At 33.4% G+C, this 24,055-nt stretch carries 17 protein-coding genes and 1 tRNA gene; 8 read left to right on the top strand and 10 right to left on the bottom strand.

Features of this window, described 5'->3' with window-relative positions; genetic code table 11:
• Positions 1–3: 3 nt before the first annotated feature.
• Complete coding sequence (locus A9G09_RS01180) at positions 4–783, top strand: endonuclease/exonuclease/phosphatase family protein (RefSeq protein ID WP_065633095.1); 780 nt, start codon at positions 4–6, stop codon at positions 781–783.
• Here A9G09_RS01180 and A9G09_RS01175 read toward each other — a convergent pair.
• The 3 genes from A9G09_RS01175 to rnhA all read right to left on the bottom strand — a co-directional run bounded on the left by A9G09_RS01175 (position 764) and on the right by rnhA (position 3,332).
• Positions 764–2,023, bottom strand: coding sequence for a transglycosylase SLT domain-containing protein (locus A9G09_RS01175; RefSeq protein WP_081297428.1), 1,260 nt, complete (start codon positions 2,021–2,023; stop codon positions 764–766). The two genes, A9G09_RS01180 and A9G09_RS01175, sit on opposite strands and share 20 nt — an antisense overlap.
• Positions 2,024–2,065: 42 nt before the next feature.
• A complete protein-coding gene (gene gloB / locus A9G09_RS01170) occupies positions 2,066–2,794 on the bottom strand; it encodes a hydroxyacylglutathione hydrolase (protein ID WP_065633093.1) in 729 nt (242 codons plus the stop codon).
• 64 nt (positions 2,795–2,858) lie between these two features.
• Positions 2,859–3,332, bottom strand: a complete 474-nt coding sequence (gene rnhA, locus A9G09_RS01165; protein ID WP_065633092.1) for a ribonuclease HI — start codon at positions 3,330–3,332, stop codon at positions 2,859–2,861.
• A 189-nt stretch (positions 3,333–3,521) separates the two neighbouring features.
• On the opposite strand from rnhA, the gene dnaQ reads away from it, so the two are divergent.
• From dnaQ to A9G09_RS01150, 3 genes are all read left to right on the top strand, one after another.
• Positions 3,522–4,256 (top strand): DNA polymerase III subunit epsilon, encoded by a 735-nt coding sequence (gene dnaQ, locus A9G09_RS01160; protein ID WP_255307620.1) that lies wholly within the window; start codon positions 3,522–3,524, stop codon positions 4,254–4,256.
• A gap of 115 nt (positions 4,257–4,371) precedes the next feature.
• Positions 4,372–4,448: transfer RNA gene (locus A9G09_RS01155), tRNA-Asp, on the top strand.
• A gap of 101 nt (positions 4,449–4,549) precedes the next feature.
• Positions 4,550–4,912: a YbaN family protein gene (locus A9G09_RS01150; RefSeq protein WP_065633091.1), complete on the top strand. Its 363-nt coding sequence runs from the start codon at positions 4,550–4,552 to the stop codon at positions 4,910–4,912.
• Positions 4,913–4,987: 75 nt separating this feature from the next.
• On the opposite strand, the gene A9G09_RS01145 is transcribed toward A9G09_RS01150, so the two are convergent.
• On the bottom strand, positions 4,988–6,043 hold the full coding sequence (locus tag A9G09_RS01145; RefSeq protein WP_065633090.1) for a dihydroorotate oxidase: 1,056 nt from the start codon (positions 6,041–6,043) through the stop codon (positions 4,988–4,990).
• A gap of 523 nt (positions 6,044–6,566) precedes the next feature.
• On the opposite strand from A9G09_RS01145, the gene A9G09_RS01140 reads away from it, so the two are divergent.
• The 3 genes from A9G09_RS01140 to A9G09_RS01130 all read left to right on the top strand — a co-directional run bounded on the left by A9G09_RS01140 (position 6,567) and on the right by A9G09_RS01130 (position 11,877).
• Positions 6,567–9,335 (top strand): flavocytochrome c, encoded by a 2,769-nt coding sequence (locus tag A9G09_RS01140; RefSeq protein WP_065633089.1) that lies wholly within the window; start codon positions 6,567–6,569, stop codon positions 9,333–9,335.
• A gap of 31 nt (positions 9,336–9,366) precedes the next feature.
• On the top strand, positions 9,367–10,326 hold the full coding sequence (locus A9G09_RS01135; RefSeq protein WP_065633088.1) for an FAD:protein FMN transferase: 960 nt from the start codon (positions 9,367–9,369) through the stop codon (positions 10,324–10,326).
• 90 nt (positions 10,327–10,416) lie between these two features.
• Positions 10,417–11,877, top strand: coding sequence for a DASS family sodium-coupled anion symporter (locus A9G09_RS01130; protein WP_065633087.1), 1,461 nt, complete (start codon positions 10,417–10,419; stop codon positions 11,875–11,877).
• Between the two features lie 56 nt (positions 11,878–11,933).
• Here A9G09_RS01130 and A9G09_RS01125 read toward each other — a convergent pair whose 3' ends face one another.
• The 4 genes from A9G09_RS01125 to A9G09_RS01110 form a co-directional block, all read right to left on the bottom strand.
• Positions 11,934–13,457, bottom strand: a complete 1,524-nt coding sequence (locus tag A9G09_RS01125) for an exopolyphosphatase (protein ID WP_218056774.1) — start codon at positions 13,455–13,457, stop codon at positions 11,934–11,936.
• A 12-nt stretch (positions 13,458–13,469) separates the two neighbouring features.
• Positions 13,470–15,527 carry a polyphosphate kinase 1 gene (gene ppk1, locus A9G09_RS01120; protein WP_065633085.1) on the bottom strand — a complete coding sequence of 686 codons (2,058 nt, stop codon included), beginning with the start codon at positions 15,525–15,527 and terminating at the stop codon, positions 13,470–13,472.
• A 111-nt stretch (positions 15,528–15,638) separates the two neighbouring features.
• Positions 15,639–17,051 carry a pyruvate kinase PykF gene (gene pykF / locus A9G09_RS01115; RefSeq protein WP_065633084.1) on the bottom strand — a complete coding sequence of 471 codons (1,413 nt, stop codon included), beginning with the start codon at positions 17,049–17,051 and terminating at the stop codon, positions 15,639–15,641.
• Between the two features lie 335 nt (positions 17,052–17,386).
• On the bottom strand, positions 17,387–17,806 hold the full coding sequence (locus tag A9G09_RS01110) for an META domain-containing protein (protein WP_065633083.1): 420 nt from the start codon (positions 17,804–17,806) through the stop codon (positions 17,387–17,389).
• Between the two features lie 74 nt (positions 17,807–17,880).
• Here A9G09_RS01110 and hrpA point away from each other — a divergent pair, with 74 nt between their 5' ends.
• Positions 17,881–21,759 carry an ATP-dependent RNA helicase HrpA gene (gene hrpA / locus A9G09_RS01105; protein ID WP_081297427.1) on the top strand — a complete coding sequence of 1,293 codons (3,879 nt, stop codon included), beginning with the start codon at positions 17,881–17,883 and terminating at the stop codon, positions 21,757–21,759.
• Between the two features lie 130 nt (positions 21,760–21,889).
• Here hrpA and A9G09_RS01100 read toward each other — a convergent pair whose 3' ends face one another.
• Together A9G09_RS01100 and A9G09_RS01095 are read right to left on the bottom strand one after the other, a co-directional pair.
• Positions 21,890–22,933 carry a YdgH/BhsA/McbA-like domain containing protein gene (locus tag A9G09_RS01100; RefSeq protein ID WP_081297426.1) on the bottom strand — a complete coding sequence of 348 codons (1,044 nt, stop codon included), beginning with the start codon at positions 22,931–22,933 and terminating at the stop codon, positions 21,890–21,892.
• 51 nt (positions 22,934–22,984) lie between these two features.
• Complete coding sequence (locus A9G09_RS01095) at positions 22,985–23,614, bottom strand: helix-turn-helix domain-containing protein (protein ID WP_255307619.1); 630 nt, start codon at positions 23,612–23,614, stop codon at positions 22,985–22,987.
• Between the last annotated feature and the right edge of the window lie 441 nt (positions 23,615–24,055).

Below are 24,055 nucleotides of genomic sequence, written 5' to 3'. Positions count from 1 at the left end.
AGTATGTTTAAAAATCGTGATTATACATTAAGATATCAAGGAAATAATGATGTTGAATTGATTTTACCTAATCATCATATCATCGTAAATCAACCTTTGATTGACCAAGACTCTTTTTCAGTTTTAGTTTGGAATATTTTCAAGCAAAAAAGGGCGGATTGTATTCAAATTTTGGAGCAATATGCAAAAAGTACCAAACTGATTTTATTACAAGAGGCCCAAACCACACCACAATTATTAAATTTTATTTCAAAGCATAATAAAATAGCTGATCATGTGCCGGCTTATTGTTTAAATGATATCTATGCAGGCGTTATGACCATAACTGATAGTTTACCTTCTGCCTTATTATCTTTTAAAGAGAGAGAGCCGCTAATTAGAGTACCCAAGTCAGCATTAATTACCTATTACCCGATTGAGCACTCTTTAGAACAATTATTGGTCGCCAATATACATGCGATTAATTTTAGTTTGGGGGTAAAAGTTTATCGTCAACAAATGTTCATCTTGTTAAATCGTATTAAAGAACATCATGGACCGGTCATTTTGGCTGGGGATTTTAACGCGTGGAGTCGGCAACGTTTGAATCTTTTATATCATCTGATTCGTTCTATAGGATTAAAACCGGTTAATTTTTCTATCGATATTCGAAAAACATTTATGGGAAGACCGTTAGATTTTATTTTTTATCGAGGATTACAACTTGATGCAGCTGAAATTATTAGTACAACTGCATCCGATCATAATCCTCTATTAGTGAATTTTAGATTGGGTTTGCATTAGCAAGATTGATGGTTAAAATATCGCCTTCTTTTACTCGCGAATTTTTTAACTTATTCCACTCAAGTATATCGGTAATTTTTACACGATAGTTTTGTGCGATTGAGTAAAGATTATCACCAGCTTTAACAAGATAGGTAATTTTTTTACTGCTATTACCATTTTTACCTAAAATAGAATTAACTGTTCTATTATTTGTTGAACTATACTTGATTGTTGAAGATTTCACTTCAAATGGCATTGTGGCATGCGGTACGTCTTGTAATAGTTCAGTTATTTCATTTGCAACCAAATTCTCTGCTTGTAATTTTTTAAATAGATCTTCAGCATGAACATAAGGAACAAGTAAATGGAAAGGACCATTTACCGTTTGTTGTACATACCCAGCATTATATGTCATTAAATCATTGAGTGATAACCCAGTATATTGGGCAATTTTAGCCAATGAAATATTTTTAGACATATCGATTCGCACTAAAGAGTTTTCATAATTACAATCGGGTAATTTAATACCATATTGTTGATTATTTTTTACAATATCAATGATGGCTAAAATCTTAGGCACATAGTGCATGGTTTCACTAGGTAAATCTAAAGACCAATAATTGATTGGTAAACCTTTAGCTTGATTTTTTTCAATTGCTTTTCTAACTCGACCTTCACCCGCATTATAAGCAGCAAGAGTTAATAACCAATCGCCATTAAATTTGCTATTAAGGTTTTGTAATAGTGATATCGCTGAATTAGTTGATGCAATCAAATCACGGCGACCATCAAAGTAATTGCTTTGCTTTAATCCATATTCTTTGGCTGTAATCGGTACAAATTGCCATAATCCCGCAGCTTGAGCAGGGGATGTTGCCATTGGATCGTATGAACTTTCAATTAAAGGAATTAATGCCAACTCAACCGGTAGATTATTTTTACGTAACTGGTTGATAATATAGTATACATAAGGTTCAGAACGTAGTGCGATAGTTTCAAATCCTTGCGGATTTCGTAATAGACGTTCTCTTTCGGCTTTAATTCGACTATTTTCTGGCACATTAACATTAATTTGCGCTAACATAAATTGCCAAGGATTTTGAGTCACTGATGAGTAATTTACACCACCACTTTTGATACTCGTTGTCATTATTGATTTAGAGTTGTGCTTTTTATAAGTGCTATTATAGCGAGCTCCGTGATTTTGACATGCACCTAAAAAAGAACATAACACAGTAAAAATTATTAACTTTTTCATTAGTTTACAAGTTTTAACATGAATTTAAGTTGAGTATTATACCTAAAAATTGTCTTTTTGGCTCCTAAAAAAAGTAAACAATTCTAACTCATTGTTAAAATTGAATTTACTTTGTAAGTTTTTTTCATTACATCTCAAAAATAAATTAATTTGTCTTTCATTCAACAATGTTGAAGGTAAAGTTATTGTTTTATTTGAAATATAATTTAAATATTGCGTAATATTTTCGTCTTCCGGTACCATGTGTTTGGCAAATTTTAAATTCGATAAAGTATACTCATGACCTGCACAAATTAATGTGTTATCCGGTAACTTTTTTAATTTATTGAGTGAATCTAACATTTGCTGATAATGCTGCTCGAAAACTCGTCCACATCCGGCCGAAAATAACGTATCACCACAAAAAAGATAAGGCGCACAGTAATAGGCTAAATGCCCTAAAGTATGGCCTGGTACTTTTAATATATCAAATTTAAAATCAGCAATGGTAATTGTGTGCTTATTAGATAGTGATGTTAAAGGTAAATTAATTTCACTTGGCCCATAAATGGCTATATCAGCATAATAGTCTTGCAGTAATTTAACACCACCAAGGTGATCAATATGGTGATGGGTGAGTAAAATTGCAAGAGGGGAGAGTTGGTGCTGGTTTAGATAGTTAATAACAGGTTTGCCATCACCCGGATCAACTATAATCACTTGCCTATGGGCATTTTCAAGCAACCAGATATAGTTATCTGCTAATGCCGGAATAATATGCAATTGAAACATTTGACCTAACTCCTTTCAACAAAATTGATTAAATATTATCACTATATTTTTAGTTAAATAACACTTAGTCACCAGCAGATTGTTCAAATAGTGTGTCATGCATAGTTGGATTTTCAGCCATAGTTTTTGCAATCACATCACAACGTTCATTTTCAACATGCCCAGCATGACCTTTTACCCAAATCCATTCAATTTTATGCGTTTGAACAAGTGAATCTAGTCGAGTCCAAAGATCTACATTTTTTACTGGTTTTTTATTAGCTGTTTTCCAACCATTTTTTTTCCAAGTATGGATCCAGTTTAAAATGCCGTTACGCAAATATTGACTGTCTGAATATAATTCTATTAAACAAGGTTGTTTTAGCTCTTCTAAGGCAACAATTGCTGCAAGTAATTCCATACGGTTATTTGTTGTTTTATAAAAACCTTTTGATAGGGTTTTTTCTGTTTGTTTATATTTTAAAATTGCGGCATAACCACCAGGGCCAGGGTTGCCTAAGCAAGAACCATCAGTATAAATTTCTATTTTTTTGAGCATGTTAATAATCTTTTTAAAATGATATTAATTGTTATCTATCTGCTAAAGATAAAGCAAAAATGAGTGTTTGTTACTATAAATGGTTTAACCACCTAAAACTATTGGGTATCAACATTAGAAGCGTTTAGTGCTAAACTATACCATTATTTTGATCATTCCCCAATTACTGATAAACAAAAAGAGAATAACGTGATAACTAATTGTAATCGCCAAATTGTATTAGATACAGAAACCACTGGTATGAATCAAGAAGGCAATAACCATTATGAAGGACATAAGATTATTGAAATTGGTGCCGTTGAAATTGTTAATCGACGATTAACAGGTAATCATTTTCATGTCTATATTAATCCCGAACGTTTAATCGATGAAGAAGCCTTCAAAGTTCATGGTATTAGTGATGAATTTGTAAAAGACAAACCTATATTTAAAAATATTGCTCATGATTTTATCAAGTTTATAGATGGTGCTGAGTTAGTTATTCATAATGCTTCGTTTGATGTTGGCTTTATGGATTACGAATTTCGCCTTTGTGGTTTAAATTTCAAAACAGCAGAACATTGTATTATTACCGATACCTTAGCTATGGCAAGACGTTTGTTTCCGGGAAAACGTAATAATTTAGATGTGCTTTGTGAACGTTATCAGATTGATAATTCTCATCGAACACTGCACGGAGCTTTACTTGATGCCGAGATTTTAGCAGAAGTCTATCTTGCAATGACAGGGGGGCAAACCACCTTGTCATTTAGTAGTGATGATCATCTTTCATCTTCTACTGATGCTAATGCTGTTAAGAAAATAGATCGTAATGGTAATCGTTTAAAAGTGATTAAAGCGTCTGATGATGAGCTTGGCCAACATAAAGCTATTTTAGAAAAAATTGACAAAAAAAGTGGTGGGGCGTTATGGAACTCGCAATAATGATGGTTTTATATGCAATTAAACATTAATTTGCAAATTATTATTGACGAAAATGAAATTTATCTTTAACATCACGCCTACTTTAATGTTGTAGCATTAAAGACAGCTAAAAAGCGGAGCGGTAGTTCAGTTGGTTAGAATACCTGCCTGTCACGCAGGGGGTCGCGGGTTCGAGCCCCGTCCGTTCCGCCAATTCAATCTTGTTTTGGTCCTTATTTATTATCTGATTATACTATATCTACTTATTATCCATTCTATTAATCAATATTAAGTCGAAATAGAGCTATATTTCAATGTTAAAAAAATGGTTATTTATCATCGGTGGTGGAATTACTTTTGCGTTAGGGACAGTTGGAATTTTTGTTCCTCTTCTGCCAACAGTACCTTTTTATTTATTAACAGCTTATCTATGGCTTAATAGTTCTGAGCGTCTTTATCACTATTTTACTAAAAGTCGTTATTATCAAATTTATATCAAAAAGATGCTTATTGAAAAGCAAGTCACTAAATCAAGCCTACTCAAAATGTTAATAATGGTATTTATCGTTTTGCTCATACCATTTATTATTTTTAATTCATTACATGTCAGAATTATCTTAGCGATAGTCTTTTTAGCTCACCTTGTTTTTGGTTATTATTATTTTAAGAAGAAGTAATAGCTAAGCTGAGTGTTTACAAAAAGCAAATAAATTACAGGGCAAGTTACCCTGTAACAATATATAAATTAATGGTTATTTTTGCAGGCTCTTTTTAATTTCGATTGCTAATAAAGGATTCCACATAGCACCTGTAGCACTCATTACTGCATCAGCTCCAACGTTTAACAACTCATTATAATGTTCACTATTGCTAACCCCACCAACGCCAATGATGCTAAATTTTAAATCCATCTGTTTACGATATTTAGCTAAACGACTCACCATATCTAAACCAGCCCAACGAATCGCATCACCACATATTCCACCTTCTTTTCGATTATCACCTAAAGCAGGATGCCCTTTGGCATCAACCGGTTTAGCTGATAGCGTGTTAATTGTACTTAAACCGTCGATAATAGAACCAATACGCGTTAATAAAGAAATAATTCTTTCATCATCAGGGAAGTAGGCTAATTTTAAAATAAGTGGGCGATCTGGTACTGCTGTTTTAATTTCATTAACGATACGCTCAACTCTATCAACATCAAAGCACAATAATTTACTAGCCCCTTCATTTGGGCAACTTAAGTTTGCTTCAAGTATTGGTGCATTGGTTTCTCTTACTAGTTTTGCAGCTAAAGCATAATCTTTTTCGATTTCACCTTGGCCTTGTGTACCTTGAAAACTACCAATAACGCATTGACCTTGTCCCGCTGAATTTACCGCATCAGCCATGTCAGGTTGCCAAATATCTGGTGCAAAAGAGGGCACACCAAAGGAGTTTGTAATCGATAAAGGTTGTTGATAATTAGTATCAGCTAAAACAGTATCAAGATTGCTTGATAATTTTCCTTTAGGATGTACAGATAAAACATTTGGTAGAGGATGGCATTTATGGAATTTTGTTCTGACCGTTTTATATACACATAAATCGAATCCATAAGCAAAAGCGGCTTTAATATAGTTAGCATTTAATAAAGGTCCAGCAGGCTGACCAAAAGGTAGATTAACATTAACATTTAAAAATTTAGTTTGTTTAGTCGGCACTTGTTCTGCTTTGTCTAATTCAGCAAAAAGTCCAAAAGGTCCTTGAGCATAATTATCTTCATAACTGATGTTCGGATTATAAAAAGGGATTAAGGCGGTCATATCAGCTCCTATTTATGTGTTTTCTTAAAATCAATTTGGTTTATAATGGTTGAGGAAAATAAATTTGAGAGATGCTTAAAATAAAAAATCCTCCATAAAGGAGGATTAATAATTGTAAATAAAAAAGAATGAAGATTTAGTTTTTCGTTCTGTTTGGGTATCTGGACCACTAACATTTATACATTCCTTTTTATATGAGTTGTTCGGCATTGTAGCTGAATTAAAATAAAGCACAAGCCAAAAATAAGAAAAAATATCTAAGTAAATGAAATAGTTATAGTGTTTTTTTTGAGACAAATAATTAAATTACATACACTACGCTAACTATTTAACTGTCAAAAAAAAGCAATTTCTAATTATTCTGAATGGTAAGTTTTTATAATCCATTAATAAAATTGAATAATTTTTGTCGCAAAAATGATACTAACCTAACTGATCAGGCCATTGTAATTGGAGAACAGTTATCAGCAATGGTATTATTACCAGTAACAAATCAATTTAAGTAATTATTAGGTAACTAACGATGAGAAACGAAAATACTTTTAAACCATTTATTTTACCCAATGGTGTTGAATTAAAAAATCGCATAATGATGGCACCAATGACTACTTGTTCAGGTTTTCATGAAGGATCAGTAACGCATGATTTAATTGAATATTATCAAGCTAGATCGGGTGATATAGGCACTATTATTGTTGAATGTGGTTTTGTTGATGATAAAGGTTTGGCTTTTCCTGGTGCTATTGGTTTAGATAGTGACGATAAAATTGAAGGATTAGCCAAAATAGCTGAGGCGATCAAATCCAAAGGATCGAAAGCTATTATACAGGTTTATCATGGCGGTCGAATGGTCGAACCTAAATTAATCGGTGGTCAGCTTCCTGTCGGTCCGAGTGCCGTTGCCGCGCCAAGACCTGGTGCTGCAACCCCAATTGAATTAACAGGTGATGAAGTTGAGCATATGATTGATAAGTTTGGTCAAGCTGTGCGGCGTGCTATTCAGGCTGGATTTGATGGTGTAGAAATCCATGGTGCTAATACTTATTTAATACAACAGTTTTATTCACCTAATTCAAATCAACGAAATGATAAATGGGGTGGAAGCCGTGATAATCGAACAAGATTTCCTTTAGCCATTTTAGATATTACTCATAGCATGGTTAAACAATACGCAAATTCTAATTTCATTATTGGTTATCGTTTTTCACCTGAAGAATTAGAAGTTCCTGGCATTCGTTTTGATGACACGATGTATCTACTTGAGAAATTGGCTGAAAAAGGATTGGATTACATTCATTTTTCAATGGGAGCAATTCTTAGACCGTCTATTGTCGATACCCAAGATCCTACACCATTAATTCGAAAATATGTTGCAATGCGTTCTGAAACATTAGCAAAAATTCCTGTTGTAGGTGTGGGAAACGTAGTAAATCAAACCGATGTCGATGCCGCGTTAGAAAACGGTTATGATTTAGTTGCAGTTGGACGAGCTTGTATTGCATATCCTGATTGGGTAAGCAGAATTGAAAAAGGTGAAAAACTTGAGCTAGTTATCAACAGTGATAAGCGAGAAGCGCTTAAGATTCCAGAGCCTTTATGGCATTTCTCTTTGGTTGAAAGTTTAATTCGAGATGTTAATTTAAGTGTAAAAAAATTTAAACCCGGTGATTACCAAGAGAAAGTTAACGATGAATCATATGAATTTGTCATTAATGTAGAATTGGCCAAAGATTTTATCAAAGACATGCAATTAGTTAATGCTAATGAGTTTGATAATGAAGTTTTAACTCATTTTTCCGAAATTAAACATCGTATCATTGAAGCCAATAGTCCTTTTGTCGATGCTATTTCTGGCGCAACATCGCAATGTGAAGCATTTAAAAAAGCGGTAACCAAAGCTATGGCTAAATCCAATAAAGCTGCGATAGTGGCTGAAGGCGGTGATCCAAATGATAAAGCTTATGATATTGTTGTCGTTGGTAGTGGTGGAGCAGGACTTGCAGCAGCTATTCGAGCTCATGATTTAGGCGCAAATGTTGTGATTGTTGAAAAAATGTCTGTTATTGGTGGTAATACCAATAAAGCTTCAGCCGGAATGAATGCGGCAGAAACTAAGTTCCAAAAACTAAAAGGTATTGTCGATAGTAAAGAACTTTTTTATAAAGAGACGATGATTGGCGGTAAAAATAAAAATAACCCAGAATTATTGCACTATTTTGTTGAAAATGCACCTGAAGCTATTGATTGGTTGGATAATAATGGTATTGAACTTAGTGGTATTACAACAACTGGTGGCATGAGTGTTGATCGTACCCATCGACCTGAGAGTGGGGCAGCTGTAGGAGGATTTTTGATTAGTGGTTTAGTTAAGAACATTAACAAACGAGGCATTGAAGTTTTATTAGACACGAATGTAACTGAGATTATTACCGAAAATAATAAAGTGAAGGGTATTAAAGCGGTTGATGACGATGGAACTATTCAAACCATAAAAGCTAAAGCGGTAATAATTGCAACGGGTGGCTTTAGTGCAAATCGTGAAATGGTCGAAAAATATCGTCCAGATCTTAAAGGATTTGTGACAACTAACCATAAAGGTGCTACCGGTTCAGGAATTATGATTTTAGAAAAACTTGGTGCAGGGACAGTGGATATGAAAGAAATCCAAATTCATCCAACTGTTGAACAAACAACATCTTATCTTATTTCAGAATCTATTCGAGGTGGCGGTGCAATTTTAGTATCACAAAATGGTGAGCGTTTTGTTAATGAATTGGATACACGAGATAAAGTGTCTGCCGAGATCATCAATTTGCCTCAACACTATGCTTATATTTTATTTGATCAAAAAGTGCGTGATGAAAACAAGTCTGTTGAAGAATATGTATCGCATGATTTGGTTATTCAAGCTAGCACCATTAATGAATTAGCTCAAAAATTATCAATTAATGTTGATTCATTAACTAAAACCATTGAACGTTATAATCAATTTGTTTCAAATCAACACGATGAAGATTTTGGACGAACAACAGGTATGCGTCATCCTATTAATACTGCGCCATTTTATGCAATAAAAATTGCACCCGGTGTACATCATACCATGGGGGGCGTAACGATAAATACCCAAACGCAGGTATTAGATGTCGAACATCACGTTATCGAAGGTGTATTTGCTGCTGGTGAGGTTGTTGGTGGCGTACACGGAGCGAATCGAATAGGTGGAAATGCTGTTGCTGATATTATCATATTTGGTATGCAAGCTGGAAAAATAGCAACAGATTATATTCATTAGTGATTGTTTTTATACTTAGGGTATATTTAGCATGGTTAATTCAAGCTATGAATATGTGCAAAATTTATTAGGAACAAGAGTTTCATTAATACTCTGTGAACCTAATGAAATCGTTGCTTATAAAATATTTGAGTTAATAAAAATGCTAGAAAGTAAGTTAACCGTTAATCGCTCTATATCTGAGGTGATGTCTATTAATTTGGCTGCGGGTCAACAACCTGTTAAAGTGAGTCATAGTATTTTTTCCTTAATTGCACAAGCTAAAGATGTCAGTTTAATGCCTGGTAGCTGTTTTAATGTCGCTATTGGGCCATTAGTTAAGTTATGGAAAATAGGATTTAATGGCAGATTTCCACCCAGCCAACAACAAATTGACGAAAAACGCTTATTAATCGATCCACAAGATATTGAACTCAATGTTGAAGATCAAACAGTTTTTTTGAAAAAAAAAGGCATGGAAATCGATATGGGCGCTATCGCAAAAGGCTATATTGCCGATATTGTAAAAGCCATTTTGCTACAAAATGGAATCAATCAAGCGATTATCAATTTAGGCGGCAATGTTGTGGCATTAAATCAATCACCAGCAAATGCCGAGGGTTTTTGGCATATAGGATTAAGAAAACCTTTCTCTAACAATGATGAATTAGTCGGTTTTCTGAAAGTAATAAACAAATCTGTTGTAACCTCAGGTATATATGAACGCTATTTTGTACACAAAGATACTCTCTATCATCATATTCTGGATTCTTCAACGGGGTATCCTTTGAATAACGAATTAGAAAGTATCACAATCATTTCTGATACGTCCCTTGAAGGGGATTTATTTTCAACGCTTTTATATGGATTAGGCTATGAGCGTGCTAATGAATATTTACAAAAACACCGCAATTTATCAGCAATTTTTTTATTAAAAAATAAAACGATAAAGTTAGCTAATCCCCATAATTTTGCTTTCGAACTAACGAATCATCAATATGTAATGCGTTAATGCCTTAATTGAAATGATTATTGAATGCTGAATTTAATGTTTATTAAGAATTAGATCATGAAATTTTAAAATTAAAAAAGGAAAAATCCCATGAATACAATAAATAAGCCGCCAGTAAAATGGTTACCTTTGATAATTATTGCTGCGCTATCAGCAGTATTATGGTTATTGGTATCCCCCCCGCAAGGTATTAGTATAGAAGGGTGGCGAACAAGTATTATTTTTGTCGCAACCATTGCCTGTATTGTTGCTGAAATTATGCCTATTGGTGCCATTGGTTTATTGGCCATTACGGTTTTTGCAGTATTAAGACCTTCAGGGGCTATGTCTGCGGCAGAATCGATAAAAATATCGTTAAGTGAATTAAATAGTAGCCTAATTTGGCTTATTGTTATTGCTTTTATGATTGCGCGTGGATTTATTAAAACTGGACTGAGTAGACGCATTGCTTACTATCTTGTTAAAATTTTAGGTAAAAATACACTTGGTTTAGCGTATGGTTTATCGGTAACAGATATGGCTTTAGCGCCGGCTATTCCAAGTACGACGGCTAGAGCAGGAGGCGTTATATATCCAATAGCTGAAGCACTGGCAATTAATTTTAATTCTAACCCAAAAGATGAATCAAGAAACCGCATTGGTACTTTTTTGATGTTAACTATTAGCCATGTTAACGACATCACTTCTGCTATGTTTTTAACAGCTTTTACGGGAAATTTGTTGGCAGCTAAATTAGTGACAACGTCACTAGGTATCACTTTAGGATGGGGACAATGGTTTGTAGCAGCGATTGTACCTTGTTTAGTTTCGTTTATTGTTATTCCATTAGTTATCTATTTTTTAACTAACCCTGAACTGAAAAAAACGCCAGAAGCGCCAACCTTAGCTGTTGAAGAACTAAAAAAAATGGGTGCGGTTTCAAAAAAAGAAATTATCATGGGCTGTACTGTTATATTACTATTATGCCTTTGGATTTTTGGCAGTAATTTTGGTATTGATTCAACAACGACTGCATTTATCGGCTTGTCTATTTTGATTTTATCCGGTGTACTTAGTTGGGATGATATAAAAGGAGAGAAAGCAGCATGGGATACTTTAATTTGGTTTGCGGCATTATTGATGATGGCCGGCCAAGTTAATAAACTTGGTGTAACTAAGTGGTTAGGTGACACCATTGGTAATGCAGTAAAAGGGCATTTAGGTGATAGTAGCTGGGTATTTGTGATAATCATTTTATGTGTGGCTTATGTTTATTTACACTACTTTTTTGCAAGTGGAAATGCACATATTGCAGCCTTATTCCCTGTTTTTCTATCGGTTGCTATTGCACTGGGCGTACCACAAATGATAGCTATTTTTGCTCTTGTGATTTGTACTAATTACTTTGGTTCAATCACACAATTTGCAAATGCTAGAAATCCATTACTCTTTGCTGAAGGTTTTGTCCCAGTAAAAACATGGTGGAAAGTTGGCTTTATATGTAGTGTTGTGAATTTAATTATTGTCTTTACCATTGGTATTTTATGGTGGAAGATAATTGGATTAGGTTAATCACGTTATATTGTTACCGCCAGTCATATCTGGCGGTAAGTAACAGGGTTTATTTTTTAAAACGTTTCAATAGATAAATGCCAATCATTAACCGATTTCCAATATTTTTGCTCTTGTTCTAAATCAAGTAATATAAGCTTATTATTTTCAATGAATTGTTGATCAACTTCTAAGATGATATGGGTTAGCTTATCTTTTATAAGCTTTAAACGAAAAGCCTCTACATTAAGATCATTATTGCGTTGATTATTAATTAGAATCGAAAGTCTTAAAATTTGTAACAGTGATACAATATGTTTATATTCAAAAAGGCTAAAATAAGGTAAATCATCAATATTAATTGACTTTCTGTGGTAGCGCACCAGCGTTGATAATAGTAATTGCTGTTCTTCATTAAATCCAGGTAGATTGCTATTTTGCAGTATATAACTTGAATGTTTATGGATCGAAGAGAAATTAATTTTTAATCCCACTTCGTGCAACTGTGCCGCCCAATATAAAATTGCTTCAACATTGGTAGGTATAGTCATTAAGGCTTGCTTTTTCCATTGTGAAAACAGATGTTTTGACGTTTTTACAATTTGTTTTGCATGACGCTCATCAATATTATAATGTTGCGATAGTGATTCTGCTGTCGTTTCTCTAATATCACGATAATTGGGGCCATCAATTAGCTCATATAAAACACCTTCACGTAGTGCAAAAGGACAATAGTGCAATGCTTGTAATTCTAGCGCATCAAAAATACCGCTAAATATTGCTAAACCACTGACAAACACTTTTTTTCGTTCATCTGAAAGGGAAGGAAAATCGATATCTTGAAAAGATTTAAATTCTAGGACATAGCTAACTAAGTCGTCCAAACGTTTTGGTGTGATAATTCCGTCGCTAACACCAATATCAAGTAATATTTTATATATGCTTTTAATTGTACCTGATGTACCAAAAGCGACACTGATATTTTGTTTTTTTATCGTATTTATAATATTTTCAATTTGCTGCGTTGCTGCGAGTTTTGCTCGTTGAAATGAAGTTTTATCAATTATCTTATCTGGAAAAAATTGTTTAGTATAAGTAACACATCCCATAGGACGACTGGCTACTATCGAGGGTTTTAGATCATTGCCTTTACCAATAGCGATCTCTGTCGATCCTCCACCAATATCAATAACAAATTTAGTATCATATTCAGAGGTAGATTCAGAGCTCATGGCGCCTAAATAAATCAAACGCGCTTCTTCTTGACCAGAGATAATTTCAACAGGATAGGGTAAAACTTTGGCTGCCGCAGTTAAAAACTTTTGTCTATTTTTAGCAATACGTAACGTATGTGTGGCAACAATTCTCACGTTTTCAACGGGAAAACCATTTAACCGTTCTGCAAATAAAGCAAGGCATTCCACACCACGACTAATACTTGATTCACTTAGCTCATTTTTATCATTTAAGCCTGTCGCTAAATGAATATTTTTTTTATTTTTATAAATAATTTGAGTAGCACCATCAATACAGCGCGCAATAACCATATGAAAACTATTTGACCCCAGGTCAAGAACCGCATATTCATTGAATTTATTCACTGTTTGAATTCCTTATTCATGTGTTTCTAATTGTTTTAAATAATCATAAATTGCATGTTGAGCTCTAATTTTTTTCTTATTGCCTCGTTGTACATAATTATTCATATTATCTTTATCAATTACACGGGCTTTAACATTATCATTACATTGAATATTAAAAATATCGTGGATAGTTGATCTTAAAATCGGATCGAAAATTTTAACGCCGACTTCTATACGGTTATCCAGATTTCTTGGCATCCAGTCAGCAGAAGAGATGAATGTATCTTTTTTACCCTCATTTTCAAAGATATAAACCCGAGCATGTTCTAAAAACTGATCCACAATACTTGTTACATAAATATTTTCACTGAGATTTGCAATTTGTGGAACTAAAACGCAAGTTCCACGTACGATCATCCTAATTTTGACTCCCGCACATGAAGCACGGTAAAGTGCATCGATCATCTCTTTATCGGTTATTGCATTAAGTTTTAGATAAATAGCAGCATTTTTTCCTGATTTTGCATGATTGATTTCTCGTTCAATAAATTCATGGAATCGCAAGCGTGTGTTTTGAGGCGAAACAAGCAGATAATTGAAAGAGACGGGTTTAAATGGATTTTCAATAAAATTGAAAACTTTTCTCACTTCATCTGTTATAGCGGGATCGGCGGTAAGTAGTGAAAAATCAGTATAAATTCTAGCCGTTCTTTCATTAAAATTACCAGAGCCAATATGGGCATATCGAACAATTTCGTCATTTTCTTTACGATCAATTAAAAATAATTTCGCATGAATTTTTAATTTTGGTTGTGAATAAATAACTTTAATTCCACTACTAATTAATCTTTTAGCCCATTTAATGTTTGCTTCTTCATCAAAACGTGCTTGTAACTCAACGACTACTGTGACTTTCTTACCGTTGTTAGCTGCATTAATTGCTGCATGAATAAAACGAGAATCTTTCGCTACGCGATAAATATTCATTCGAATATGTGTTACTGCTGGATCAAAAGAAGCTTGACGCATAATTTCAAGTACATGACCAAATGAATAATAAGGGTAGTAAAGTAGAACATCGCGGTCTTTGATAGCAGCAAAAGCATTTCTGAATTTTTTAAATCGATTATATGCAAGGCTTGGCAATCGTTTATTCAACAAATTTTTTACGCCAAGATCTGGAAATTTGACTAAATCCTTAAAATTAGGGTAACGTCCACCAGGCATTGCATCTTGTTCAGTTAATCTTAATTTATTTATCAATAATTCAAATAGTGCTTTAGGCATGTCTTTTTGATAAGTAAATCGCACTGGTTGAGCGGTTAAACGTTGCTTTAATCCTTGTGACATGAGTTCAAGTAAGCTATCTAATTCAGTATTCAATTCATACTCGGCATCACGATTAATATTGATTGAGTAAGCATTAAGTTCCTTGGCATCAAAAAATACTTTAAAAATTTCGGATAAGCAATAACGCAAAATGTTATCTAAAAATATGATTGATTTATTTTTGGTTGAAACTTCGGACGGAAGTAAGACAAAACGTGACACATTGTCTGTCGGTAATTCGAGTAACGCATAACTTATGCTAGTTTCACAAATAATTTCAACAGCTAAATAAGCATGATCGTCTTTTAAAAATTGAATTAATTCAGTATGACTATCTAACAAAATTGGCGTAATGTACTGACGTAAATTCTGTTTATAATAATTTTTTATCCAATTTTCTTGATATGAGGTTAATTGCCTTTCATTAATCAAAAAGATCTGATTTCTTGCCATTTCAAGTAATAATTCATTATAGAGCTGATCGAACTGTTGTTCTAATTGAATCACTTTTTGATTAACTTGTCGTAACAACTGTTTTGCGTTGGATGAGGTTTGGGCTTGTTCTTGTTCAATTAACACATATTTTTTTAAATTAGCAAATTGTACTTTATAAAATTCATCAAGATTACTCGAATATATGCCTAAAAATCGAATTCTTTCAATCAGGGGATTGTTTTTATCCGCTGCTTCTTGTAAGACTCGTTGATTAAAGGATAACCAACTTAGTTCTTTAGGTGTATATACTTTCTCTTCTGGCATTTTTTATCTCTTACAATTTATTAATTTTAATGATAACAGGATAACTTAAGATAAAAAAAAAGCTAGCATCTAGCTAGCTTTTTATAATTAAGTTGATAACCTTTAAGTGGATTAAATACGATGTACAGAAGTCGTATTAGTTGTTCCACTTGGTACCAATGCACCTGATACCATGACAATAGTATCACCTTGTTGTAAACCGCAAACTTTTACCGCCATTTCTTTACCTAAACGGTAGAAATCATCAGTAGAATTAATTGTATCAATTAAAATTGGCTCAACACCTTTCGATAGGGCTAATTGATTTACTGTTTTTTGGCTAGAAGACAGTGCTAAAATACGTGCTCTAGGGAAATAATGACGAACTTCACGTGCTGATTTACCACTACGTGTTGCCACAACGATTAATGGTACATTTAGACGCTCTGCAATTTCAACCGCACCACAACATACAGCTGCTGTAATACGTAATTTTTCTTCTTTAGCAGTTAATTCTAACGAAGCAGGAATCGTGCCATCGGTACGTTTACAAATAGTTGCCATGACGTTGACGGTTTCTAATGGGTATTTACCTTTAGCACTTTCACCAGATAGCATTACCGCATCAGTTCCATCAATAATTGCATTTGCGACATCACCCGCTTCAGCACGAGTAGGGCGAGGATTTTTGATCATTGAATCAAGCATTTGTGTCGCAGTAATTACAGGCTTTGATGCTCTATTACATTTTTTAATCATCATTTTTTGGGCGAAAATAACTTCTTCAACAGCGATTTCAACACCTAAGTCACCACGAGCAACCATGATACCATCGGAAGCTTCTAAAATTTCATCAAAATTATCTAACCCTTCTTGGTTTTCAATTTTAGAGATAATTTTAATATCTTCTCCACCATGAGTTTTTAAGTGAGCTCTAATATCTTCTACATCAGAACGCTTACGAATGAATGAAGCTGCAATAAAGTCAACACCTTGCTCACAACCAAAAATAAGGTCATTTTTGTCTTTTTCGGCTAGAGCAGGTAATTTAATAGAAACGCCTGGTAAATTAATACCTTTGTTTTCACCTAAATCACCATTATTCAAAACAGTACAAATAACTTCGTTTCCTTTAATTTCTTTTACATCCATGGCAATTAAGCCATCATCGACTAAAACGCGATTACCTGGTTTTAAGTCATGTGCAAAGCCTTTATAAGTTACGGCTACGCGCTCTGCATTACCAATGACGGTTTCATCAGTGGTGAAGGTAAAAGTTTGACCCGCCACAAGTGAAACATCATTACCACCTTCTAATTTAATGGTACGAATTTCTGGACCTTTGGTATCTAGCATGATAGCGGCTTTTAAACCTGTTTCTTGCATTACTTCTCGTAAATTTTTGATTCGATTACCATGCTCTTCATAATCACCATGAGAGAAGTTTAAACGCATAACATTCATGCCTGCTTTTAATAATTTTGCTAACATCTCTTTTGATTCAGATTTAGGACCAATGGTGCAAACAATTTTTGTCTTTTTCATAATATTATCTACTAGTTGTTAAGGTTGAAGTTAAAATTTTAAATAAACTGTTTTTAAACAAAAAAAAATCAATGTCAGTACATTGATGGGAATGATAGGTAAAGGGAAATGGGTAACTGCAATATGGTTACTCAATTTAAATAAATTATTTGAAGAATTGATTATTTTCATCAAAGTGTGACCCTTAAAAAACTGTGGTCATTATATTCTTAACTATCGTTAAAATAAAGCTTTTTATCGTGATATGTGTCTTATCTTTGTACAACTTAGTTACCTTAAAACATCAGGTAAAATTAAATAGGTCAAGTGTTTTAAGGTAAACTAAAGGGGTTGTGTCACATCAATTCTTTGACTTGATAGATAAGTTCGTTATCTTTATTTTTCAAAATAAGTTGATTATTTGTCAATTCAACTTTTGCACCATTAGTAATTAGTTGATCTATCACAATATCCAACTTATCTAGTTGGTCATCATTACAAAGCATTTTTGTCATAGCAACGCCAACACCTTTAATTTCATCATTTTTTAACGTAACCTGACCAGAAAATTGGTTGCACATTTTCCCTGTTATCGTCATCTTTTCACCAAACTCTAAGTCGGCTTGTTTATCTAAAGCAACATCTTGACCATTAGCTTTAATCAACACAAAATGATGATGCATTAAATCTGTATCTTTAATTTTGCCTGACTCCCCACATCCAGATAAAGTAAACAAAGCTGTGAGCAAAGAGAGATAGCCAATCGTTTTTTTCATACCAACTCCTAATAATAAGTAAATTTTGCTATAATGACACAATTATAATTGTTTACTAATATACTTGACACTTTATGTTATCTCAACAACAATTCAAACTTCTAGAATCAACGACTCTAAGTGATAAACAAAAAATAATAAAACTGTCACGCACCAAAGCTGATTCATTAAAAATTGATGCTGCTATTTTGCAAGCTGTTGATCATTACCAAACTAAATTGCAATCTTTGCCCAAGCAAATTAGTTATCCTCAACATTTACCTGTTGTTGAAAAAAAACAGGCAATTTATCAAGCTATAAAAAATCATCAAGTTGTAATTATTGCAGGTGAAACAGGATCAGGTAAAACCACACAAATTCCAAAAATTTGCTTAGAGCTTGGTTTAGGTGTCAAGGGGTTTATTGGACATACTCAACCTAGACGATTAGCTGCTCGTTCAGTTGCTAATCGTATTGCGGAAGAGTTAAACACTGAAATAGGGCAATTAGTCGGCTATAAAGTTAGATTCTCAGATCATGTTAGTGATAATACTTTAATCAAATTAATGACTGATGGTATTTTGCTGGCCGAAATACAACAAGATAAATTACTATTAAACTATGACACCATTATTATTGATGAAGCACATGAACGCAGTTTAAATATCGATTTTATTCTTGGCTATTTAAAACAATTATTACCTAAACGCCCTGACTTAAAAGTCATTATTACTTCTGCAACGATAGATGTTGAGCGATTTTCTCAGCATTTTAATTGTGCACCAATTATTGAAGTATCAGGAAGAACATATCCTGTTGAGGTGAGATATCGTCCTCAAGTAGCAAGTCGTGATTCAGATAATGACAACGAAAGTAGTAGTGATTTTCAACCTATCGTTGATGCAATTGATGAGCTGTCTGCTGAAAGTCATGGCGATATTTTGGTGTTTTTAACAGGTGAACGTGAGATTCGTGATCTTGCCGATACGTTAAATAAACTTAATTTACGTCATACTGATATATTACCGTTGTATGCTAGGTTATCTGCTTCTGAACAAAATCGTATTTTCCAATCGCATACTAAGCGACGCATTATTCTTTCAACCAATGTGGCTGAAACATCATTAACTTTACCTGGAATTAAGTATGTTATCGATCCGGGTTTAGCAAGAATAAGCCGTTATAGTTATAGAACTAAAGTTCAACGCTTACCTATCGAGCCGATTTCGCAAGCATCCGCTAATCAACGAAAAGGGCGTTGTGGTCGTACCTCTGATGGGATATGTATTCGTTTATATGATGAACAAGATTTTTTATCACGCCCAGAATTTACCGAACCAGAAATTTTGCGTACTAATCTGGCCTCTGTTATTTTGCAAATGACGTCCTTAGGATTGGGTGATATCGCTGCCTTTCCATTTGTTCAAGCACCGGACTCTAAATATATTCGTGATGGGATTCGATTATTAGAGGAACTCGGTGCAATCGAGGCTCATCATCATCAATATCGTTTGACCGAAATAGGAAAAATGTTGGCACAACTGCCAATTGATCCAAGATTAGCAAGAATGTTGGTTGAAGCAAGACGATTTGGTTGCATTAAAGAAATAATGATTATTACTGCTGCCTTATCTATTCAAGATCCGAGAGAGCGACCTTTAGATAAACAGCAAGCGTCCGATGAGAAACATAGACGTTTTATCGATAAGCAATCGGATTTTATTTCTTTCATTAATTTATGGCATTATATTGATGAACAGCAAAATCAACTTTCAGGGAATCAATTTCGACGCTTGTGTCAAAAAGAGTATTTAAATTACCTTCGTATTCGAGAATGGCAAGATGTCTATACTCAAATTAGACAAACAATCAAGCAATTAGCTTTTCCAATAAATAGTCAACCTGCTGATTATCGTTCTGTACATCTAGCATTATTAAGCGGCTTACTATCACATATTGGTATGAAAGAACTGGAAAAGCACGAATATATAGGTGCTCGTAATATTAAATTTGCTTTGTTTCCTAATTCAACATTATTTAAAAATCAGCCTAAGTGGTGTATTGCAAGCGAACTTGTCGAAACCAGTCGTTTGTGGGGTAGGATAGTGGCAAAAATCGATGTTGAATGGATCGAGCCTTTAGCTAAACATTTGCTTAAGTATAGCTATAGTGAGCCTAGATGGTCGAAAAAACAAGGGGTTGCTATAGCTAATGAAAAGGCAACATTATTTGGTTTGCCAATTGTAATCAATAGAGTCATCAACTATAGCAAAATCGATCCTGATTTAAGCCGAACTTTATTTATTAGGCATGCACTGGTAGAAGGCGATTGGCAAACAAGTTATCGATTTTTTATACAAAACCAAAAGCTGATCAAAGAAGTCGAAGATTTAGAACATAAGTCACGTCGTCAAGATATTTTAATTGATGATCAAGAATTATTTGATTTTTATAATCATAGAATTGATCAATCTGTTATTTCGGCCAAGCATTTTGATTCATGGTGGAAACAAAAACAAAAGTCAGATCCGGATTTGCTGAATTTTGAAAAAAATATGTTGATCAATCATAGTGCTCAACAAGTTAACCTTAATGAGTTTCCTGATTTTTGGCAACAGGGCAACTTCAAATTACCATTAAGTTATCATTTTGATATTGGTAACAAACGTGACGGTGTCACAGTTAAAATTCCTATCGATGCACTTAATCAAATTAAAAATAGAGGATTTGAATGGCAAGTGCCAGGGTTTAGGAAAGAATTGGTTATAGCATTAATCAAGTCATTACCCAAATCACTACGTAAAAGTCTGGTTCCCGCACCAAATTATGCCGAAGCGTTCTTAAGTAGGGTCAGTTCAACTGACATTCCTTTGTTAGAAAGTTTACAAAATGAATTTAAAAAAATGACAGGTGTAACAATACTCAATGAAGACTGGCAGTTAAATCAAGTTCCTGATTATTTAAAAATGACTTTTGCTATTATTGATATCAATAATAAAGAATTAGCAACAGGTAAAGATTTGGTTCACCTTAAAGAACAACTTAAAGCACAAATACAGCATGCTCTATCGAATATAAATACTAAAAAAACTGATTCAATAGAAAAAAAGAATATTATCGATTGGAATTTTGGTTCACTACCCACTATTTATGAGGAACAACAAAAAAATTATACGATTAAAGCTTATCCTGCAATCATTGATAATCAGACATCGGTAAGTATAAATCTGGTTGATAGTTATGAAGAACAACAACGATTAAGTAAATTGGGACTAAGACGTTTATTGCTGTTAAATATTCCCTCACCAATAAAATATTTACATGAAAAATTACCCAATAAGTCTAAGTTAGGTCTTTATTTTAATTCGTTTGGCACTGTATTAAGTTTAATTGATGATTGTATTGCTTGTGCAATTGATGAGTTGATAGACAAAAATAATCAATTTGTCCAAAACCAAGAACAATACCAGCAATTATTGAATTATACCAAAGCTAATGTGAATGAATACGTTTATCATATTGCCAAGCAAGTTGAATCAATTTTAACTTTGCATTTTAGTATTAATAAAAAGCTAAAAGGGCGTGTTGATTTGTCTTTAGCTTTTGCACTATCAGATATAAAACAACAAATCGATGGGCTGGTTTATAAAGGATTTGTATCTAAAACAGGTTATAAAAAATTGTCTGATCTCTATCGCTATTTATCTGCAATCGAAAAACGTATCGAAAAATTAACAGTTAATCTAAATAAAGATAGGCAAGCCATGAACATTATTGAAGAAGTTAAAAATCAATATGAAAGTTGGCTAACTACTTTGCCTGAAAATCAAAGATTGCAAGATAATGTAACAGATATACGTTGGATGATTGAAGAGTTGAGAGTTAATCTCTTTGCTCAGCAGCTAGGTACACCGTACCCAATTTCTGCAAAACGAGTAAAGCAACAGATTGAATCAGTTAAATCGGAATTATAATTTTTTTAAGCAATTTTCCATAATATAACTTTTTATGGTGTTGAATTTAAATATGAGTGTTGTCAAATCTGATTCAAATTAAGGTAGGAATAGTTGAAAAAGTAGGGCGCCAATGCGCCCAATACTGTGATTATCGATAGAGATCGACAAATACTGTAATATTTGGTCCGTTAGCATCCTGAGCGATGCGAGCAATATGATAATATTTAGCGCCAGCATCAATGGCACGTTTACCCGCTTGATACGAGATTTCCTGATCGGTTGGATAATATCCTCTAAACTTCACGGTATCATATGCAACCATTTTCGCCGCAGTTGCATCATTAAGTTCTTGAATTTTACGTCCATCAGGAAGAGTGACAGTGTAACGACTTGCTCGTTGTGGTGTATTTGCTGTATCTGCGGTTGCCGCTTCTGTTGTTGATGTACCACTCACCGTGCTGACATTGCTAGGCTTAGTGGTTTTATCAATAACTTTATTGTGGAATTTTTCGGCATAGAATTTTTCGTTAAATGCTGATGGTGAATAATAGCCCGGTTTTTCAACTTGCATTGCAGCTTCACCACCTTGTGCTAAGGCCAGTTGCCCAGCTTCAGAATCATATGGAATAGCATTTTCAGGTTGTAATTTTCGTTCTGGTGCATCTTTTTTAAATAAATACGCAGCGACTTGTAAATTACTACCAAGTTCTGATCGTGAGTCAATATAAAATGCATAAGCACCCTGAGCAGAGGCTTCTTTTGCAATCGCCTGATTCACATCATAATCATTAGGGAAGTAACCACGAATTCTAACAATATTAAAAGGTTCTAATCGAATTGCTTTAGACTTAGGATATTCATAAACACCTTCAAATTTACGAAGGTTTTCAGCTGGCTCATCTAATTTAGGTGCGTCTGCTTTATATAATTTAGCATAAACAATACGTAGTGTATCATTTGATGGGCTAATATTTGTTGTTGTAATAAAAAAAGCAGCTGCTCCTTCTTTATCTGCTGCTTTAGACATTGCCATTACATAATCACTATCAGTGTAAAAAGCGCCACGAACAGTGATTTGTTTAAATGATTGCAAATTTTTAGCTTGTTCTTCAGTTAATTGTTGTGCAGCAAATGAACTTATTGGCATAATGGCAACAGTTGCTGCTATAAGAGTTTTCTTTAAACTTATCATAGTTATTAAACCTTAAAATGAACTTTTTTAAATATTTTATCATGAAATAAATTACTTTCCCAAAACAATTAGAGCATTTAAATTTTTGATAAAAATATACTTTCCTTTTACTGATAATATGTCTTGTTCTTGAAACTTAGACAAAATTCTACTAACAGTCTCAATGGTCAAACCTAAATAATTAGCGATATCAGTCCGGCTCATTGATAACTTTATATTTAAAGAGGTATGGCCTCGTTTTTCATAGCGTTTATATAGAGAATAAATAAAAAATGCTAATCTTTCATCCGCTTTTTTCTGGGAATAGCATAATAATAATTTCTGATAATTATAGATATCCGTACTTAACAACTTGAATATCATATCTCTAACGGTTTTATTGACTTCAATGAGTGACATTAATTCTTCATAATTAAGTTCACAAACGGCAACATTATTTAAGGCCTTGATGGTATAGTTATATACTTTTGTTGAAATAGAATCTAAACCAACAATGTCGCCAGGTAAATAAAACCCATTAATATGTTCATTACCATCAGCTGTGGTGATATAAGTTTTTAAAGCACCCGAATGAATAATATAAAATTTAGTAAAAGGGGCATTTTCTTCTATCAAAATCTGATCTTTGATATAAGAACATTTACGATCTAAAACTGTATGCAATTTGTTATTGACTAACATAGGAATACATAATGAACCTACACTACATAATTCACAAGGGACTGAATAACTTTTGGAACGTAATGGCTTATAGTTACTTTGCATATTTTATTAAAAGGATTAATTCCAATTCGATAATTGATAATAATCGCATATTTTACAATAAAACAATATATAACAGTTAGCCATTATTTTTTTATATGTTAAAAAAGAACAAAATAAATGATAAATTCGTTTAAAAGCGCCTAATTAAATCCAATAAGGTCAAATCTAAATTTTGGTGAGCTTCAGGCTAACTTAAATTTAAAGCCAAAGTAGGTGAGAAGTTGTAGACTCAAAAGCTATAATAAATAGGATTATATACGCAACATTTTATGATCAAAACTCAAGGCCCATAATTTAAAACAACAACAATTTTAACATTCAAATGAGATATAAATAATAAAATAACAATTTAATCAA

This window comes from Gilliamella sp. wkB292 (genome assembly GCF_001690235.1).
Taxonomy (GTDB): Bacteria; Pseudomonadota; Gammaproteobacteria; order Enterobacterales; family Orbaceae; genus Gilliamella; species Gilliamella apicola_F.
Note: the sequence above shows the minus strand (reverse complement) of the source record. Positions and strands in the feature narration are given on the sequence as shown.